This is a genomic window from Ruegeria sp. ABM4_193, from assembly GCF_056158705.1.
The window spans coordinates 163,461-181,772 of the sequence record NZ_JBSWTT010000001.1 but is presented as its reverse complement, the minus strand read 5'-3'; the positions used below and the strand labels follow the sequence as shown (position 1 = coordinate 181,772).

15 protein-coding genes and 1 pseudogene are annotated in these 18,312 nt (G+C 52.6%); 6 read left to right on the top strand and 10 right to left on the bottom strand.

What is annotated here, in order from left to right:
* Positions 1-162: 162 nt before the first annotated feature.
* From ACXADZ_RS00865 to ACXADZ_RS00850, 4 genes are all read right to left on the bottom strand, one after another.
* Entirely contained in the window at positions 163-1,929 is a 1,767-nt protein-coding gene (locus ACXADZ_RS00865) for an adenylate/guanylate cyclase domain-containing protein (RefSeq protein ID WP_475191987.1), read from the bottom strand.
* Positions 1,930-2,228: 299 nt separating this feature from the next.
* Positions 2,229-3,515, bottom strand: coding sequence for a sodium/glutamate symporter (gene gltS, locus ACXADZ_RS00860; protein WP_475191983.1), 1,287 nt, complete (start codon positions 3,513-3,515; stop codon positions 2,229-2,231).
* A gap of 23 nt (positions 3,516-3,538) precedes the next feature.
* Positions 3,539-4,480: an AraC family transcriptional regulator gene (locus ACXADZ_RS00855; protein WP_475191982.1), complete on the bottom strand. Its 942-nt coding sequence runs from the start codon at positions 4,478-4,480 to the stop codon at positions 3,539-3,541.
* A gap of 340 nt (positions 4,481-4,820) precedes the next feature.
* Positions 4,821-6,172 (bottom strand): IS3 family transposase gene (locus tag ACXADZ_RS00850; RefSeq protein ID WP_475191855.1). Its coding sequence is split into 2 segments (ribosomal slippage): positions 4,821-5,834 and positions 5,837-6,172, totalling 1,350 coding nucleotides; the frame shifts between segments, so codons are not numbered across the junction.
* 96 nt (positions 6,173-6,268) lie between these two features.
* On the opposite strand from ACXADZ_RS00850, the pseudogene ACXADZ_RS00845 reads away from it, so the two are divergent.
* Together ACXADZ_RS00845 and ACXADZ_RS00840 are read left to right on the top strand one after the other, a co-directional pair.
* Positions 6,269-6,583, top strand: a pseudogene (locus ACXADZ_RS00845) (putative Na+/H+ antiporter); the annotation flags it as partial.
* Between the two features lie 364 nt (positions 6,584-6,947).
* The gene (locus tag ACXADZ_RS00840; RefSeq protein ID WP_475191978.1) at positions 6,948-8,663 is read left to right on the top strand and encodes an adenylate/guanylate cyclase domain-containing protein; all 1,716 of its coding nucleotides are present in this window, start codon (positions 6,948-6,950) and stop codon (positions 8,661-8,663) included.
* A gap of 243 nt (positions 8,664-8,906) precedes the next feature.
* On the opposite strand, the gene ACXADZ_RS00835 is transcribed toward ACXADZ_RS00840, so the two are convergent.
* Positions 8,907-9,101 (bottom strand): DUF1059 domain-containing protein, encoded by a 195-nt coding sequence (locus ACXADZ_RS00835; protein WP_475191974.1) that lies wholly within the window; start codon positions 9,099-9,101, stop codon positions 8,907-8,909.
* 32 nt (positions 9,102-9,133) lie between these two features.
* Positions 9,134-9,544: a GFA family protein gene (locus ACXADZ_RS00830; RefSeq protein WP_475191969.1), complete on the bottom strand. Its 411-nt coding sequence runs from the start codon at positions 9,542-9,544 to the stop codon at positions 9,134-9,136.
* A 159-nt stretch (positions 9,545-9,703) separates the two neighbouring features.
* Between ACXADZ_RS00830 and ACXADZ_RS00825 the strand changes: the two genes are divergently transcribed.
* Entirely contained in the window at positions 9,704-10,600 is an 897-nt protein-coding gene (locus ACXADZ_RS00825) for a LysR family transcriptional regulator (protein ID WP_475191966.1), read from the top strand.
* 57 nt (positions 10,601-10,657) lie between these two features.
* Here ACXADZ_RS00825 and ACXADZ_RS00820 read toward each other — a convergent pair whose 3' ends face one another.
* The 3 genes from ACXADZ_RS00820 to ACXADZ_RS00810 all read right to left on the bottom strand — a co-directional run bounded on the left by ACXADZ_RS00820 (position 10,658) and on the right by ACXADZ_RS00810 (position 14,550).
* Positions 10,658-11,053 carry a rhodanese-like domain-containing protein gene (locus ACXADZ_RS00820; RefSeq protein WP_170787372.1) on the bottom strand — a complete coding sequence of 132 codons (396 nt, stop codon included), beginning with the start codon at positions 11,051-11,053 and terminating at the stop codon, positions 10,658-10,660.
* A 186-nt stretch (positions 11,054-11,239) separates the two neighbouring features.
* Positions 11,240-12,886, bottom strand: a complete 1,647-nt coding sequence (locus tag ACXADZ_RS00815; protein ID WP_475191963.1) for a hypothetical protein — start codon at positions 12,884-12,886, stop codon at positions 11,240-11,242.
* A 383-nt stretch (positions 12,887-13,269) separates the two neighbouring features.
* Positions 13,270-14,550, bottom strand: coding sequence for a tetratricopeptide repeat protein (locus ACXADZ_RS00810; RefSeq protein ID WP_475191960.1), 1,281 nt, complete (start codon positions 14,548-14,550; stop codon positions 13,270-13,272).
* Positions 14,551-14,816: 266 nt separating this feature from the next.
* Between ACXADZ_RS00810 and ACXADZ_RS00805 the strand changes: the two genes are divergently transcribed.
* From ACXADZ_RS00805 to ACXADZ_RS00795, 3 genes are all read left to right on the top strand, one after another.
* The gene (locus ACXADZ_RS00805; protein ID WP_165590777.1) at positions 14,817-15,737 is read left to right on the top strand and encodes a sulfurtransferase; all 921 of its coding nucleotides are present in this window, start codon (positions 14,817-14,819) and stop codon (positions 15,735-15,737) included.
* Between the two features lie 63 nt (positions 15,738-15,800).
* Positions 15,801-16,592, top strand: coding sequence for a class I SAM-dependent methyltransferase (locus ACXADZ_RS00800; protein ID WP_475191955.1), 792 nt, complete (start codon positions 15,801-15,803; stop codon positions 16,590-16,592).
* 126 nt (positions 16,593-16,718) lie between these two features.
* The gene (locus ACXADZ_RS00795) at positions 16,719-17,168 is read left to right on the top strand and encodes a MaoC family dehydratase (RefSeq protein WP_170644971.1); all 450 of its coding nucleotides are present in this window, start codon (positions 16,719-16,721) and stop codon (positions 17,166-17,168) included.
* Positions 17,169-17,327: 159 nt separating this feature from the next.
* Here the strand turns inward: ACXADZ_RS00795 and ACXADZ_RS00790 are convergent, their stop codons facing one another.
* Positions 17,328-18,215: a LysR family transcriptional regulator gene (locus ACXADZ_RS00790; protein ID WP_475191952.1), complete on the bottom strand. Its 888-nt coding sequence runs from the start codon at positions 18,213-18,215 to the stop codon at positions 17,328-17,330.
* Positions 18,216-18,312 lie beyond the last annotated feature (97 nt).

The following is an 18,312-nucleotide window of genomic DNA, read 5'->3' as shown; positions in this document are numbered from 1 at the left end:
TTTAGATGACTGGAGGCAGCCCTAGGCGGACCTTTAGGGAACTTATATCTTGGAGATGCAGGACAAAGCCAACTTGGAAAGGTGAAAAATATCAGACCATTCAGTTTTCACGTAGTCAGTTCCACAGACAAATTCTTAGACCCGATACTTGCCACCTGTTCGTCAGACAACTGCACGCAATGAGACTTTGTTTATCAGCGCTGATACCCCGCGCATCTCTTCTTGAAGTTGCTCATTTCGTCGGTTGTCCTGAAAGCGCTCAACGGAAACAAATACTTCGGCGTCGAAATCTGGATCCACAGTAGCCAAACGTTGAACGGCGCGATGCAAACGGGTCGGGTCATCCAAATGTAAAGCAGCTGCGGCTCTGTAAGCCGCAGCCCGGCGTGTAATACGAGGAAACGCGGTGGCAGCCCGAAAACAAGCTTCCCAATTTCCCAGAACATAATGCGCGATTACACCCACTTCGCGGCAATACTCCGGAAGAAACGGATCTAGTGCCTCCGCGCGCCGCTGAAAATCAAGGCCGGTTTCACCATCCCCAACATAGTTATGAACATTTCCCGCATGCGCAACGATGTACGCGTGGTTCGGTGTTATTTCGAGCGCGCGCGTGTAGTGATAAAGCGCGTTGTCAAAGTCCTCTTTGTACAGGGACAACGATCCCATGATCCGATGCACCTCAGCATCGTTGCCGTCCAATTCCAAAGCCCGACGCCCCATCTCCCAGTACAAATCGTCATCTTTTATCCCAAGCCATTCGTCCCGCGTTGCAACGGCACAAGCCAACCAAGCTTGTGCCCTTCCAAGTTTCGGATCTTTTTCCAAGGCTTTTGTCAGCCATTTAATAGCTTTTTCAGAGTTCTCGCGGGTTACCCCACCGATGCGGTGGTAGTGAAGCCCTCGCTTCAGGCAGTCGTAGGCTACCATGTCATCTGTGGGTTTTGTTTTGGCGGATTTTTCGGCGTCTAGTTCGACGCGACCTGCGACAGCAGCGGATATTTTGGCGACCATATCATCCTGAACGCCAAACAGGTCATCCAAGTTGCAGTCGTAATTTTCCGACCAAACTTGCGCACCGTTTACACCATCATACAGACGCGCTGAAATCCTCACACGCCCTCCGAAAACACGCACTCCACCTTCGACAGCGTAACGAACACCTGTTTCGCTACACACAATTTCCGGAGAAGCTTCGCGCCCTTCCAGTGAAAAGCTGGCATTGCGCGAAATTACAAACAACTCCTTAAAACGAGAAAGTTCGGTGATTAAATCCTCCGTCAACCCTTCCGCAAAATACCTCTGTTCTTGATCCATACTGCGATTCCGGAATGGAAGAACGATCACACCGTTTTCACGTTGCATAGGTTTGGCAACCGGTGTTTGGGGCACACCTTGTGTCCGCATGAAGCTGTGCAGACCCAATTCTCCCTCAACTGCATAAAGCTCGACAGCCTCCTCGATATTCTTCAATTTTCGAGGGCCAAGCGATTTGAACCTTACCTGCGCGCCACGTTTTGCTTGCTCGAACACGGCATGCGAAACCCAAACCCCGCCTGGATCGGCCTCCGCTTCAATCCGCGCAGCAATATTCACGCCGTCTCCTAGTAAATCCTCCCCATCAACGATCACATCGGCGAGATGGATACCAATACGTAGTTGAAGACCAATTTCTTGAGCGTTGTGAGGGGCCGAGAGTTCGCGCTGCAACTCAAAAGCACCGCGCACAGCTGAAACGGGACTGTTGAATTCTGCTATCGCCCCGTCGCCAGACCAACTTATTACCCTGGCACCATGGTGATCCGCTAACTCTTTTACAATTTTTCGCAGCCGTTTTAAGCGGGAAATTGTAGCCGCTTCAGAGCGTTGCATCAGAGCTGAGTATCCGACGACATCCGTCGCAAGCACAGTGGCAAGACGTCGTTCCATGCTACTCTCCAGTTTGGCCTACCCAAGTAGTATAACAGATTGCTAATTCCTTTTCGAACACGCAAATAGGGGAAGCGCTCTGAAGGCCAGTTAAGGAAACCACGTCAAAGTACGCGCCGAGACAAAGAACTGAAGTCCAGCTTTGAAGCTTGAGTGGTCATTCTTCACTCGCACATCAATGGCTGGTGGCAGCCCTAAGCGGACATTCATAACTAGACTTTGCAGTTTCCACGACGCGTGGCTAAGCCGAACTAGATCTGCCGAGACAATTCTATACCTTTGACCCAAAACACAGTGTTTCAACCAAATCCAAGAAACCACTGAATTATGAACGCGTTCGCAAGATCGACAAAGAAAGCTGACACCAAAGGCAGGACAATGAACGCTACCGGCGAAGGGCCATACCGTTGCGTGACTGCGGTCATATTCGCAATGGCGGTTGGCGTTGCACCCAAAGAGAAACCGGCGAACCCCGCTGATATGACGGCTGCGAAGTAGTTTTTTCCCATCAGGCGGAACACGATGAAGATAATAAACGCGACGGCAGCGACGGATTGCAAAAGCATGGTCGTGATTAAAACTCCCGCACTGCTGGCCAGAGTCCACAACTCCATGCTCATCAGCGACATTGCCAGAAACACTGACAAGCTGAATTCGGAGATCACGTTCATTGCCGGCGTACCCGCGGGCCATTTGAGCTTTGGAAACAAGGGCGGCAACAAGTTCGACAGTACGATGCCGCTTAAGAGGCAAGGCACGAACAGGGGCAGCTTGACCCCTGCTGCCTCCAGTGCTTCGAACACGGAGTAGCCAATCGCAATAGCGATGTGAATCCACAGAACACAATTCATTAGATCGACATGAGTAACTGTCGATGGTTGATCGGTAGTTGGCTCCGCAACCGTCGCAACTTCTTCTTCTGCGTCGTCGACACTCTTGAGGTCGTTCTTTTGAATGAGAAAACGGGCAATGGGTCCACCCAGAACGCTGGCCAGGATCAGACCAACGGTCGCCGTGGCTATTCCCAGTTCGGAAGCGCCGACAACTTGGTAGCTATTTTCTATGGTTGGGCCCCAGGCAATGGCTGTGCCGTGGCCTCCAATCAAGGATGCGGTTCCCAACAGCACGCCTGCTTGTGAAGGCATGCCGAACAAAAGCGCACCAATCATGCCCACCACGTTCTGCACGAGCATAAAGGCAATCGTGAGCCCAAGCATGAGCACAAGAAGGGGTCCACCCTTTATCAGATCAGCGAAACGGGCGTTTAGACCAACTGTCGTGAAAAAGTAGACCAACAAAAAGTCTCTGGCGCTTAGTTCGTAGCTGATTGCACGGCCAGTGGCTAAAACCACAAGCAAAGCCAGAATGGCCGCCAAAAGGCCTCCGCTGACTGGCTCCGGAATGCTGTACTGGGACAAGACTGCGTAACGGCGGGTCAACCGTGCGCCAAGAAAATAGACCAAAATACCGATTGTAACGGCACCAAAGCTGTCAATTTCTATCGGTTCAAGCATTTCCATGGTGTATTGTGTCCCCGTCCAAGCAATGGAATTTCTGTCAGTTTTGTTAGGATTGGTTTTTTCCAAGTCTTTGAATTTGAGAAGTTAGATCAGATATCCTTTTTGATTTTGCTCGGTGGTACTCCGGTCCACGCCTTGAATGCGTGCGCGAAGCTTGTTGCGTCAGAGTAGCCAAGCATTTCCGCCACTTGCGTCACACTGTGATCGCCTTCCTTCAACAATTCTTCCGCGCGATTGCGCTTCAGCTCCGCCAGCAGTTTGCCAAGGGTCGTGCCCTCTTTCCTTAGCTTCCGAGCAAGCTGCTGCTCGGATAGGCCAAAGATTTCAGCCGCTTTATTGTTGCTTAGAAAGCCCGCATCCACGTGCGGCCTAAGGGCTTCGCTGACACTCTCGGTAAGTGATCGAGGAGGTTTCCGTTCACCACCATCATCTACGGGGACTTGGAAGTACCCTTCCTTTGAAAACTCCAAGTTCAACCACTCAGCGGGAAACGCTACGCGATGCCCAAACCTGTCCCCTTTGATAGGTTTGGAACCTTTGAAGTCATCCGGTAATGCATTGGGGTCGCTTACGGTTATCATCGTATTGGCAGCGGACCACTTACTCCCGACACTCCTTGCGACAATCTCTGAAAATAGGCAGGCAAAAAACGCGTCTATCTGAGCAGGAACGAAAGGTGTTTCAAAATACCGCTTCCCGGACATAAGCGCTGACTTGCCATGTATGTCCAAGTGGTGCTCGGTTGAACTTGAATGCTCAGTCGCAGCTATAACGACTGCCGTCAGAAAGGAGCCGAGCGTTTTCGCCTCTTTGGCAGCGTCGACCAATGGTGGCCAGTTTGAAACCGCCATCTTCACGCCAAGCTTCCCCAGCAAATGAATATCATTTGTGGCCTCAGCCGCCTCTTCGAACAGCTGGTACATGACAATTGCGTGGATATACGCGTCGGGGTCATCGAACGAGGATCTTGAAATGCCCAAGCGTGTTAGCAGCTCATCGGTGTCGTCATAGACAGCATCCAGCGTGCTCAAGATCGGTCTCGCTGTAGACAACCGGATCAAGGGCTGCGCGGGGCCATTCATGTTCGACCCTCGGAAAGTGCAAGGCTCATTTTCCACCTCGTTACTATGACATGGAACCGCAACAGAGTTCCGTCGACCTGATGATTTTCATCAAAAATCGAAGCTTGATGACCAGAACTATCATGTATTGTAGATATTCAGATGCCTAAATGTTTTGCAGCAAGTCGCTCGTCGAAGTGCCTTTGAACCAATTCCGTCAGTAGGCGATCTATTAGTGTCCGTCGTCAGAGCTTTTCGGAAAGCTGAAGCGTTTTCGTAACAGAGGCTCTGGTTCGGTTTCTGTTTGAGTTTAGGCAGCAGCGGCTTGGTGCTGCAACCGGCGTTTTCGGATTGTCTGTTTCTTGATTTCCTCTCTCATCTTCAGGATCTTCGCGCCGCGGCCGTGATAGACGTCCGCAGGGGTTAGGTTGTCCAAGCTTTCGTGGTAGCGATGGTTGTTGTAGTGATCGACGAACGCCCCGATCCGGCATTCGAGGTCGCCCGGTAGGAAGTAGTTTTCCAAGAGGACACGGTTCTTCATGGTCTGGTGCCAGCGTTCGATCTTGCCTTGGGTTTGCGGATGGTGCGGCGTACCGCGAACATGGTCCATGCCCTTGTCCTCAAGATAAACGGCAAGATCAGAGGCGACGTAGGACGAGCCATTGTCGCTGAGCAGCCGGGGTTTGTGTACGACCGTGGCTTGATCGCAGCCCGAGACCTCCAGTGCCAGGTCCAACGTATCAGTGACGTCCGCAGCCTTCATCGTGGTGCAGAGCTTCCAGGCGATGATGTAGCGGCTGTAGTCGTCGAGGATGGTGCTGAGATAGAACCAGCCCCAACCGATGACCTTCAGGTACGTGAAGTCAGTCTGCCAGAGCTCGTTTGGTCGGCTTGTTTTGTCCCGGAACTCATCGGCCACGCGTATCACGACATGGGCCGGGGCGGTGATCAGATCCTCGGCGCTGAGAATGCGATACACGGAGGATTCAGATACGAAGTACCGCTTCTCGTCGGTGTATTTGACCGCCAGTTCGCGCGGCGTCAGATCTTCATGCTCAATGGCAAAATCGACAACATCCTCGCGTACCTTTTCTGGGATGCGGTTCCACACTGACCTGGGCCGTGGGGAACGGTCAGCCAGGGCATCAACGCCACCGTCGCTCCAGCGGGCATACCAGTCGTAGTATGTGCTGCTGGGGATGCCGAGCATCTTCAGGGTTTGCTTTACCGGCAGATGTGACGCTTCAACCGTGCGGATAATTTCAAGCTTCTCTGAGGCGGGGTATCTCATTCTTCGTCGCCCCCATCCCCGATCATGCTTTTTTTGAGCAGTCGGTTCTCAAGCGTCAGCTCGGCAACCACCTCCTTCAGGGCGGCAGATTCCGACCGCAGTTCTTTGACTTCCGGGGATGTCGCTTGTCGCGCCGTGTCACCCGCCAAGCGGTTCTTCCCAGCTTCGAGGAATTCCTTCGACCAGGAGTAATACAGGCTCTCTGCAATCCCCTCGCGACGGCACAGTGCAGCAATGCTTTCCTCGCCCCGCAGGCCCGCCAGGACGACCCTGATCTTCTCTTCAGCAGAGTAGTGCTTGCGCGTTTTGCGTTTGATACCCCTGACCAACTTGTCAGCGGCATCCTTCGATGTTCCGGATTTCTTGTTCATCTTCGCTCCATAATGGCTTCGATGAACCAGAAATCCTCCGTTGCTCAAACCCTAAATCTGTCCGGTGGGTGCTGACGTCAGACAGTTCAAGGTTGGTGGATTGCGCCAGTACTTCAGAGTTTGAATGCCGTCCAATTGATGCTTGGCGCTACCGTTCTCACAGCATTCAACGACAACGCAGCTATCACGCTGCTGGCCACATTGGTCCCCGGCTTCACGGACGAACTAAAGTACGCAGTCGTTGCTGGCGCTGTAACCGGAGGCGGTCTCACCGTGATCGCCAACGCGCCCAACCCAGCGGGGCAATCCATTCTGAAGGGCCACTTCGGTAACGCCGTGTCGCCAGCTGGTCTGGTCAAGGCAGCGCTTGTTCCCACAATCATTTGTTGGCTTTGCTTTGCGCTTCTGTAGGAGGCGGTGCCCTTCCTGTGAATTAACGAACGGCGGTTTGGTCTCAGCACCGCTATCTGCTGTTTTTCGCCTTAGCAAATTGAGGCGGAGCCAAGCGGGCGGGCGGTCACGCAGCCTCAAGGCATCTTGGCTTTGCAAAGTCCGCTTTCTGCGCATCGCTGACATTGGTGCTTTCAGCAACATCGGTTGGTTTGGGCTCGAAGCAGCCATTCTCCGCAGCTTGCATGTTTGGCAGGTCCAGCCCGAAGCAGGCATTCACAGTCAAGCTTTTCAGTTTTGCACCAAACCGTTCACTAGGACATGCGCGACGTTCAGGAAATCATGTTGTCTTTTCCAAGCAGCGTAATTTGCGTTACCAATAGACATGAATGGAGACCGCAGACTTTCCGCAGTACTCTCGGCCGATGTAGTAAACTACTCAGGCCAGATTAAGGCAGATGAATATAGGACTCTCAGCGAACTTCGTGTTCTACGTCGAGAGTTATTTGATCCTTTGGTTAGCGATCATCGAGGTAATGTCGTTAAGAGGATGGGTGATGGATGGATAGTCGAGTTTAACTCGGTATCTGATGCAGTACGATGCGCCCTTGATCTTCAAAGCCAGGTGTCAACTCAGTCCTCATTGAAACTACGAGTGGGTGTGCATCTTGGAGATGTCGTATTCGACGAAGATGACATTTTCGGCGATGGCATCAATCTATCTGCACGTCTACAAGAGGCTTCCAACGAAGGGGCTGTGTTAATTTCAGATGTCGTCCATCGCAGCCTTGACGAGCGCCTCGCTGAGCAATTTTATCGCGCTGGAGAGCGACAGTTTAAGAACGCGCCGTCACCAATAGAAGTTTTCCAATGGTCGCCGCCAGGTTCTGCCCCACCGCGAGTAACTCCGGCTAGCCATACAAAGTCTCTGCTAATCGGCGTCCTACCTTTCGATAGTCTCTCTTCTGACCCCGATCAGGAGTTTTTTGCAGATGGAATTACCGAAGAGATCATCACCACTTTATCAAAACTCCCGAATTTACTGGTCGTCGCGCGTAACTCTACATTCGTCTACAAAGGTCGCTCCGTTGACGTGAAACAGGTCGGTCTGGAGCAGGGTGTCGATCTTGTTCTTGAGGGAAGTGTCCGTCAAAGCGGTAACCGGGTGAGGATCACATCACAGCTAATCGATGCAAAGTCCGGCATGCATATTTGGGCAGACCGCTATGATCGCCTCATTGAAGATGTATTCGAAGTTCAGGATGAAATCGCACTTAGGATTGCAACCGAGCTTCAAGTCGAACTGTTGGCGGGAGAAATGGCTCGTTTCAGAGGATCCGGCACAAATAACCTAGGCGCGTGGACTGCTCAACTAAAGGCCGTTGAGGCTTCGCGCAGAATTACCAGGGAAGCTCAGGCCGACGCTCGCCGATTTGCACAACAGGCAATTGCACTCGACCCGGGTTACTCGGCTCCGTATTGTACTTTGGGATTCATTTGCACTGTCGAAGCACGACATGGATTTGTTGCTGACCGGCGTGCCGCGCTAGCGGAGGCTCGTGACTGCGCTCAGCGAGCTCTGGAAATAGACAGCTACAACCCAGAGGCTCACGCTATTGCGGGTTTTGCGGATGCAATCGATGGCAAGCTGGTTTCGGCTATCGAGAAGTTCAACGAGGCACTAGCGCTGAATCCAAACCACGCTGACGTGGCTGCCAGACTGTCAATCACCCTAGCTTTCAATGGCCAGGCAAATGAAGCGATCCAAGTCGCACAACAAGCCATTACCCTGAACCCTCACTATCCAGGTTGGTATGCAGGCGTTCTGGGTTTAGCCCTTCGACTCGACGGTCAATACGAGGAAGCCAAGAAAGCATTCACCGAATATGGTCAAAGGGTTGAAGGCTTTGGTCACCTCGACCTCGTAATCGTCCATGTAGAGACGGAGAACCTTGAGGCCGCTCGCGATGAAGCACGGAATGTGATGAAATACCGCCCTCAGTTTTCCATATCGGACTGGGCGAAAACTCAACTTTTCTCTGACAGAGAAAGGCTGGAGAAAGACTGTGCGTCTTTGCGACTAGCCGGTTTGCCTGAATAAGAGCAGGGTTTCGCAGTAGCAGGTTGGTTTGTGATGGAAACCGATCTCACACGTTTCCGATTTGGGTTCGCGATGGCCTTGCGCTTCTAGGTGCCTTGGCGGTGGGCCGCAGTCCAAACCGGATAATCACAAATGGGCCTAGCAATTTCCCGGTTGCGGAGGAAAGCTACCCTTCGCGGTTAAACAAACCAAGCCAAAATTTTGGCCGATTATCCGCAGGAACTTGAAGCTTAATTTATTTGATCACGAGGGCTTTATCAGTGTTTCCAGATATTCTCGAGTGTCGGCATCCCACGAGCTGGGGTCCTCTCCATGAGCGACCACCGCGTGGAGTTCCATGAGTTTCCATACTTCATCTTTGGTCGCTGCGATCACTTTGCCTGGGCAGGCCTCCATGCCCTCGCAATCCTTGCAGGCATATGAAAATGCGGTGTTCATCATTTTCTCCTCTTTCTGGACGGGAAAGTTGATCAAAACTCAGGAAACGTCGGGAGACCGTCGTCGAGTTTTATCCATGGCTGCTGACGTGATACGAAGACGTGGGCCTTGGGTTGCGCAATCGATGGGTCATCCAACGTCACAGCAGAAAACCAAGCGTCAGCGCTCCAGTCTTGGCCCTCAACTTCATTTGGGGCAGCATAGGTCAACGTCGTTCCACATTCCCGACAAAACCCTCGGCGAATACCCGGAGTTTTCTCAATTTGTTGGATTTCGCCTTTGATAACGGCGAAGTCTTCGGCGGCCACTTTAGCCCAAGTTGCAAAGGCGCCACCAAGGGCCATTTGGCATGAACGACAATGGCAATGTCCCGACCAAACTGGCGGGGTCGCTATCTGATACCGAACGGCACCACAGTAACATCCACCTTGAAGTTTTTCCATCGTATCAAGATCTCCTGGCATGCGGCTAGGTTGACATCAGCACTAAAGCATCCGCTCCAATATTTTATAATAGAAGCGCAGATTTCACTGTGAATAATGTCAAGAATGCCGATATCATGCGACTCAAATAGTCTAATCAAACATTAGAAAATCTACAGCATGGACTGGCTGCACCTTCCCCCAATGAACGCTTTGCGCGCCTTCTCAGCGGTTGCGGAAGCTGGGAGTTACACCGTGGCTGCTGAACGCTTGAACGTGACCCAAGCGGCTGTCAGCCAGCAGGTCAAATCGTTGGAAAGGCATTTGGGTGTAGCTCTCGTTGTTAGACGTGGGCGCAGCATTGAATTGACAGAGCCAGGCATCATTCTTGCGCGTGAACTGGGTATCGGCTTTGAAATCATTGGAAGGGGTGTCGAACGACTGGCAGAACACACAGCGCAGCGTCCCGTTCAAGTGACAATGTCACCAGCATTCGCGGTGGAGTGGCTATTGCCGAGAATGGCAGAGTTTCAACAACAACATCCAGAGATCACTTTGATGCTGAACCCAACTTCTGAACTGGTTCAGATAAGACCAGGCGGCATCGATGTCGCCATTCGGTATCACGACAGACGCATGCCGAGAAAAGAAGAGGATACTGTCCTTGTTTCCGACATGGTCGTGATCGGGGCACCTTCACTGGTGGGAGGCCAAGATCTGCGTGACCCGGCTTCTCTGACGAAGCTGCCCTGGTTGCAGGAACTGGGCACCAACGAGGCGGCTGACTGGTTCACCTATCACGGGGTTGTTCCTGCCGAACCATTGACCATAAATCACATGCCGGGGAACCTGATCATGACTGCGGTTCGCCGGGGTGACGGTATCACGTATTCTGCCAGAGCTTTTTTCGAGGACGATCTGTCATCTGGCCGGGTGATTGAGTTGTTCTCTGAGCCACTCTTCGGCGTCTATTACATCCAGACGCAAGCAGAATTTCAGCGCCCCGAGGCTAAGGTGTTCGTCAACTGGCTTAAATCTCAGTCGCAAGTCGTATCGAGACACAACTCTGGAAGCTGAGACGTATCTATTTACCCCTCTGCTCTGTTTGCTCAAGACCGTTGGTTTCGCCGTTTCTTAAGGCTGCTTTGTGGAGGAGCCAGCTGCGATCAGAGCCGCCATCCCTCCATCGATGAACTGCACGTTTTGAAAACCCATCGCAGTCAATACATTTGCCGCTGCCGCGCCTCGGTAACTAGGAGCGCCGCCACAGGTGGTGAAAATTCGCCTTCCACGATCCTGTAACTCTTGAGATCTGTATTCACTTTCAAGGTCTGCCATCCAAGCGACGGCGCGACCAGGAGCCGGAATTGCTCTCGGGCTGAGACCCGTGGCCGCCATTTCAGCACTATCCCTCACGTCCACCACAAGTGCGTTGGGGTCTTCGATCAGTACTGCCAGCGCGTCAGTTGCTGAAATTGGATTTGCTTTGGATATTTCCTGAGCTTCCATTTGTGCGAATGTTAAGACCATGTTGCCCCCCGACTGCAAATCCTACGCGATGCTACCATGCGGCTGATTTACCGCAAAACGTCATCCAAGCGATGATTGCCGGTCTTGTGGTCGCCCAGACGGTTGCCATCAACGAAGTTAAACAATTCCCGATCAACGGCAGAAGCGGGCCTCGCAAATGCCCCAGCCATTGCTGTTGATCCGAGATTACTCGGCGGCCAACGCCTTCTGCCTGCAATAACACGACGCCTTTATCGGCACCTCGGCGCGGGCAGCGGCCTTGTCCAATTGTAGCTTAATGTGGGCGGCTTCGACCGTTTCACCGCGCCGGGTGAGACATTCGTGCAAACCATGCAGGCTCCAGACGTTGCCCGGATGCTGACAGGCCCGGCTAAGCGTTGCATCCAGGCCAAGGTCTGCACGGTAAACAGCTTCGGCTTCCTCCATCTGGCCCTGTTCAAGAAGAAGAGCACCCAGCGCATGACGGGTGGGTTGCATCCAGCCCCAGGGCTCGTCGTATGGCAAGTTATCGTCGATCTCCACTGACTTTCGCAGGTGATCAAAGGCCGTTTCGTGCTCTCCTGTGTGATAGGCCAACTCACCCAGCATCATTTGCTCAGCGACCTTCAGAATGTCCCGACATGTGTTGTTGAACAGCATTCGGGTCTCAGGAACTCTGGCCAGAGCATCATAGAACTTGGCTTTTTCACTCTCGGCTTCAGCGACCCTGTGTAGGTTGGCCAAGGCAACCGTCCTTGCATACCGCATCATGGCGATAGTGACGCTGTAGAGCTCCGAATCTTCAGGTAAATCCTGATCAAGGATAGCCTGCCAGCGTCCAAACCTGATCAATACATGTTGTTTCATAGGAATGAACGCCTCGAACCAATCAGCCATTGGTCGAAGTGTCTCTGAAGGTAAAGTTTCGACAAGCTCATCGGCAGCTTCCAGTGCCGCCGTTGGCTGCCCTAAAAACATCGCTCCGTAGATTTTGAAGTGGTAGTTGTGACACCTGTAAACGGAATAGAAGTTGTCAGGACCTTCGCGTTCCAGGAACTTTCGATCTGACAAGATGGCTTTGTGATTACGCAACACAACGTTCATGTAATCTCCACACAAGACGTCAATATGGGTGGGCATGTGAAGCAAGTGCCCGGCTTCAGGCACCAACGTGCTGAGCACATCACCATGGCGAAGGGCTCGCTCAGGATTTGGCGACATTTCCATCAGGTGAATGTACATGTGAAGGAGCCCTGCGTGCTCCCATGCTCCGGGGAGTGTATCAAATGCAGTTTCGAGGACTGCTATGGCTTCAAGTGTATCGGCTCCATCCGCTGGTTTCCCAGTCGGCAAGTCCCAAAGCTGCCAAGGGGTCCGATTCATGAGTGCCTCGGCCAGGAGGGCGCAAACGTCGAGATCCTGTTTGAATTCAGCATGCAGCTTTCGCATCGCGTCAGCGAAGGCATCATTCCACGGGCTGAAATCCTCAATATCCGATGAGGATGGATAACGAGCCGGAATGGCTTCGATGAGCGCGCGTTCAACAGGCGTCAGTTTGTCCTTTAACGACGCAGCAGCCTCGATTGACGCTTTTGCCAAGGCGATACAGTCAGGCTTCTCGTCTTCTTCGAATGTTTCCCAGGGCTTGTTGTAGTTCGGCCCAATGCAATACGCGATGCCCCAATGCGCCATTGCGCAATTTGGATCCGCAGCCACGGCATTCTGAAAGCATACAATCGCTTCTTCGTGGTTGTACGCGTAAGTCCAAGCCAAACCACGATCAAACCAAAGCTGGGCTTCGTCCGACGAGGTTGTGATCTTTCGGCTGTAGCTACCGAGATCATAGTATTCCATCACAATAACCCCCTAATTAAAGGTAGGAGGTTACCACAATGGGCTGCTTCTCGATACTGGCGACATCAAAGCCGACCCAAGGCATAGACCCGACTTATATGAGCCCCATTTGATCGAAGCACTCTTCTTGGCGACTGATCAACTTATCGGCTACGTGCGTGACGCACCGTCCAATCCATCCACAGTAGCCCACCGACAAGACCACAAACACCGCTCGCACACCTAAGATGGTCTTTTGAGAAAGCTGATGTCGGCAGTCAGGTTGGTCTTTTCCGCCAACCAACACTTTTGGGGCCTGGTAAGGTCGTGCGACAGCTTCTGTTCTAACTGGCGTTGAAAACGTGTAATTTGGGCTCATTGCGGGCATCAAAAATACGGGCACCCTACCCTTCTAGCGTGGCAACTGCATGGTCGTGAGAGGTATGCGGTCGATGCATGTTGAGGATACGTCGAGCTTCATTCGATTGTCCCGATTTTGCCAGCGCATGCGCCAATGAAAACTCAATAATGTCGCGTTGCGCCCGGCTGCCGCCAAGGCGTTCGTGCTCAGACATGACACTTACGAATTTCTCAATCGCTTCATCCGCATTTCCATCCGCAAGCGCGCGGAATGCGCCTGCGACTGAGGCAACGGTGGGTCCTGCGGGTCCCTTTGCGCCGTCAATGGTTGTTTCCAGACGCTCTCTGTTTCCAGCCATCGCATGCGCAAGAGCCGCGTGAACATCCGCAAAAGCCAAACCAGGTGAAGGAAAGAACTGAACAGCATAGTCGCTGAGTTGTTGCCAACGCTCCTGAGGAATTTGCTCGCCAGCCAAAAAGGCGCGGTGAACAATTGCCACACTATCAGTCAGAACGTTCAGTGGTGGCGCAGGAGGTCGGTCGGGGGAAACATAATCATCGAACAGCTTCCACATACCTGCCACATCGCCGCTCTCAAGCGCCCACAGAGCGACGTGCCAGCTGAGATGACAGTGCAAATACGCTGTGAAGGGATAGTCTTGCCAGAATTCGCGCAGATAAGCGTAGCCAGCGTCCGTCTCCCCGTTCTCATAGTAGAGATGGGCCCTGACATGTGCACTGTGCGCGCTGTCTGGCTTCAACTCAAGCGCGCGCTCGATGTTTTCCGCGGCCGGGCCGATCTGTCCGGCCTCCATCTGGGCAAATGCATGCTGGCAGAGAAACCACCAGTCGTCGCCATAGTGTGGCTTCAACAGGGTTGTGTACGCAAGCTGCTCCGCCTCGCGTCCAGCCTGACCTGAAAACCCAATTAAGCCAAATACGCTGGTACATGTCTGAGCAAGCAAAACATCTCGCGGATGGTCTGTGACGTGATCTCGGATGCGCCTGTAGGCCTGCGGTGCACGCCCCTCAATGAGATCGCTGATAATGTCGATCTGCGCGGCTTCGCGCGGGCTGACGCCATGCGACAGTTCCTTTGCTACGGCTATTTCACGCTTTGCATCTTGTGCACGCCCGACAGTAACAAGGTAGCGCGCAAGCCCGACATGGGGCATGGCAAAGCTATCATCTGCCTGCATTGCAGAACGGTAAGCTTCTTCAACATCATCAAAAGCACCCAGAAATCGGTCGATGCCTTCAACGTAGGCGTCTCGCGCAGTTTGTGATGTGGTCGTTAGCGGGCTTCCGTACCGATCTTCAAGCATCCAAACCTTCCACTTTCTGTACCAAACCTGTCCGTCAGTGAGCTATATGAGCATGCCTACCCATAAACGAGTCAAAGGAAATCGACGTTACGAGGCGCCATGATTTCAGTATCCGTTTCTTTCAGAAGTCTCATGAAATCATCAACATGCCGTTTAAATCATATTTACTTTATCAAATCCCGATTTTCCAAAATTGGACTCCGAAAGCAATTTTGGGGATTATTCCGTACGGCTCGCCCCGCGTCCGGTTAGAGGAGAAAGTAGGTATGACAACCCAAACTCGCCCGCTCATTGATACGGCTTGGTTGGCAGATAACCTGACTAACCCGAAACTACGCATCATTGATGTTCGCTGGAAGTTTAGGGAGGAAAACGGCAAGGGCGTAGCCTATGACGATAGGAGCGAGTTCCAGGCCGAGCACATTCCTGGCGCCGTGTATGTTGGCATGTCGACGGAGCTTGCAGACAGCACTCAGAACACTCCCGACATGATGCTCGGCCCAGAGGACTTCGGGGAAAGGATGCGCGAGTTGGGTGTTTCCGACGACAGTCATGTCGTGGTCTACGACGACTCCGGGCTTCCATTGGCGTCTGCGCGTCTTTGGTGGGCACTTTCGCACTATGGCCATAAAAACGTGCAGGTCTTGGACGGCGGCTTGCAGCAATGGAAACTCGAAGGTCGACCCACTGAAACTGGCGATCTAACCGTTGAGCATGGTGACTTTGAACCAACAGTGCAGAGCAATTGGATTGCCCGCAAAGCTGATGTCTTGGATGCGATGGGTAAGCCCGGAGTCAGAATTGTGGACTTTCTACCAAACAACCTCTTCCGAGGCGACGGAGTTCACACATGGGGAGGTCGCTCGGGACATATTCCCAGTGCCGTCAACATACCGGCGATATCGAACATCGATCCGGATTTGGCACACATACCCATTGCCGAACGTGCAGCCAAACTAAAGGAACGTGGTTCATTCAAGTTGGCGGATCATTCCAAGCTCCTCAAGCACTATCAGGACAAGGGAATTCAAACTGACGATGAGGTCATCGCCTATTGCGGCCGTGGCATAGCTGCTTCTTGTGGGCTCCTTGCGCTGCGCCAAATGGGGTTCGAAAAGTCCCGCCTGTATGATGGTTCATGGGCTGAGTGGAGCGCCGATGAGAGCCTTCCGGTTGAAACCTCGTGAGACTACGATTTTGGGTCACTTTAGGTGGTCCAATTATTGACGCATTGCTAGGAGGATTTTTTGATGACGGACAAATTCCGGCTGACCAAAGAAGCTGCGCAGAAGTACAACAACCATAGTGTGCCTGCTATGTTCGGCCCATTGGCTGAAGCAACCATGGAGATGGTTCAGCTTCGAAGCGGGACTTGTGTCATCGACATCGCATGCGGCACCGGGGCTTTGACGCGAGAGATTGCAAGGAAACTGACGGGCGAAGGCCGGGTTGTTGGCGTAGATCTGAACGAAACCATGATTGAGGTCGCGCAGTCCAATCAGCCGGATTGTCGTCATGTGCTCGAGTGGTATGCAGCAGATGTAACTGAGTTACCTTTCGAAAATGCTACGTTTGACTATGCCTTCATACAACAGGGGCTTCAGTTCTTCCCCGACAAATCCGCCGCTTTGCAGGAAGTTCATAGGATCTTACGCAATGACGGTCAGCTATTTTTGACATGTTGGCGCGCAGTGTCGCCCTTCAATGGAGCGCTTGCAAAAGCTCTCGAGCGGCATGTTGGAACAGATGCCGCAGTCAAAGCCAGAGCGCCTTTTTCGTTTCGAGATGGGGACCTCATTTCGAACTTGTTGGTCGATGCAGGCTTCAAGATAGCTCGTCACGAGCCATTGGTACTTGAGCGAAGATTTGTTGATCTTCGCGCGCAAATCATGGCGCTGCCAATCGAAACCGATCTTAGGGATGCAGGTGCTGACGTCACCAACAAGGTCGTGGAAGAGGTTGCAGACGCTTTGTCTAGATATGACAAAGAAGGCGTATTGCACGTACCGCAAGAAGCGCACCTATTTGTCGCCGCGGCATAGGTCAACGACCACTGACTTAGTTCTACATTACGATCTTTGCCATGGCCGAAAGATAATGCGGCATTAGTGGCGGCCGAGCCTGGCTCCGCGTTGACGGTTGAGTCTGCATCAAACTATACTTTTGCCATGGCTAGCGGAAAATACATCGACGATTTGTCGGTTGGCGAAACCTTCGAAACCGGAGGCGTTACGCTGACCGAGGGAGCGATTATTGACTTCGCACTGGTTCATGACCCGCAGCCCTTCCACGTTAACAAAGTGGCTGCCGCAGAGTCGATGTTCGGCGGTCTCATCGCCAGTGGATTTCAAACAATAGCGCTTACTTTCAGGTTGTTCCGCGACACTGGTGTACTTACCGGCACCAATCTGGGTGGACATGGTATGGACGAGGTACGGTGGCTGGCTCCGGTGTATTCCGGTGACACGATCAGCGTGCGCGTCACGGTTGAGGCAATTACACCGTCACGTTCGAAGCCAGACCGGGGAACGGTCAAATTCCGATACCAGACATTTAACCAGAACGATGTTGAAGTTCTTAACCTGGTCATGCACCACGTGATGGCATGTCGGAGTTAAGGCGGTTTGCAGCGACTGGGGCGCGGCGATCAATTTGATCTCCCATTGTCATCTTCAAGAGTATCCTTGGGCTCGCCACATAAGGCTTCTATTGCTGCGGTCGTGGCGTACATGCAAACTAGTTTGTTCGCGTGTTCTCAATCCTTTTTGCATAAATAACTACTTGTAGATTGCCGCATAGCGAGGTGCGAAGAACTTAACGAAGGCTCTAACCTCTGGCCGACGATAGGCTTCCGGCGAAATGAGCATTAGGTGCGGCACCGCAAGTTCAGGGATTTCGTCGAAACATCGAATGAAAGACATGTCTGTTTCCACCAGCTTGACATTGCTGATCCCAAGGCCTTGCCCTGACCTGATCGCCGCATGCATTAGCTCCAGTTCAGTGAAAGACATGACGATCTGGCCCGGCTCCACGTGATTGGTCAACCATTCGTGGAATACATTCGGTACATCGTCCCGCTGAAAGGTAACAAACTGATGCCCGGCCAGATCATTCGTTGACCCCGGCAAGCCAAATTTGTCCGCGTAATTTCTGCTGCCGAACAAAGACCAGCGGGCCGTGCTGATCTTACGACAGATCAGGTCAGGATCGGGATCGGTTCTTGCAAGGCGCAAAGCAATGTCGGCCTCGCCCGCCATCAGGTCCAGCGCCCGAACGCTGGACAAAAACTCGGATGCGACATCCTGATTGTCGGCGGAAAACTCGTTTACGATTTCAATCATGCGTGCGGAGAAGTTTGCCGAATAAGCGGTGATACGGATGGGTTGTGTCGACGTCAATTCCTTCGCGCAATCGGTAAATTCGAGGACTGAAGCCTCGATTGCTTCGGCGAGGGGAACGAGGCGAAGGGCTTCTGGGGTCGGTTTGAACCCGTGCGTACCGCGCTCAAACAGCGTCAAGCCTGTTTCTCTTTCGAGAACATCAATGCGTCGGGCGACCGTTGGTTGGGAGACCTTTAACTTTCCAGAGGCCGCAAGCGTCGATCCTTCTCTGAAGACAGAGAGGAACACACGAATATCCGACCAATTTCGGAACCCGTTCTTCATTTTTGTAGAACAGCACAATTTTGTGCCGGATACCAGAAAAACAGGTGAACAGTTACTGTTGTTGCGACAGCACAAGTAACTCGGAAAGGACCATGAG

Excerpts from the sequence above, each read along its gene's own strand:
- ACXADZ_RS00800 (WP_475191955.1), top strand. The coding sequence starts at position 15,801 with ATGACGGACAAATTCCGGCTGACCAAAGAAGCTGCGCAGAAGTACAAC.
- ACXADZ_RS00820 (WP_170787372.1), bottom strand. The coding sequence starts at position 11,053 with ATGGTCTTAACATTCGCACAAATGGAAGCTCAGGAAATATCCAAAGCA.
- ACXADZ_RS00810 (WP_475191960.1), bottom strand. The coding sequence starts at position 14,550 with ATGCTTGAAGATCGGTACGGAAGCCCGCTAACGACCACATCACAAACT.
- ACXADZ_RS00815 (WP_475191963.1), bottom strand. The coding sequence starts at position 12,886 with ATGGAATACTATGATCTCGGTAGCTACAGCCGAAAGATCACAACCTCG.
- ACXADZ_RS00795 (WP_170644971.1), top strand. The coding sequence starts at position 16,719 with ATGGCTAGCGGAAAATACATCGACGATTTGTCGGTTGGCGAAACCTTC.
- ACXADZ_RS00840 (WP_475191978.1), top strand. The coding sequence starts at position 6,948 with ATGAATGGAGACCGCAGACTTTCCGCAGTACTCTCGGCCGATGTAGTA.
- ACXADZ_RS00865 (WP_475191987.1), bottom strand. The coding sequence starts at position 1,929 with ATGGAACGACGTCTTGCCACTGTGCTTGCGACGGATGTCGTCGGATAC.
- ACXADZ_RS00825 (WP_475191966.1), top strand. The coding sequence starts at position 9,704 with ATGGACTGGCTGCACCTTCCCCCAATGAACGCTTTGCGCGCCTTCTCA.
- ACXADZ_RS00830 (WP_475191969.1), bottom strand. The coding sequence starts at position 9,544 with ATGGAAAAACTTCAAGGTGGATGTTACTGTGGTGCCGTTCGGTATCAG.
- ACXADZ_RS00790 (WP_475191952.1), bottom strand. The coding sequence starts at position 18,215 with ATGAAGAACGGGTTCCGAAATTGGTCGGATATTCGTGTGTTCCTCTCT.
- ACXADZ_RS00805 (WP_165590777.1), top strand. The coding sequence starts at position 14,817 with ATGACAACCCAAACTCGCCCGCTCATTGATACGGCTTGGTTGGCAGAT.
- ACXADZ_RS00835 (WP_475191974.1), bottom strand. The coding sequence starts at position 9,101 with ATGAACACCGCATTTTCATATGCCTGCAAGGATTGCGAGGGCATGGAG.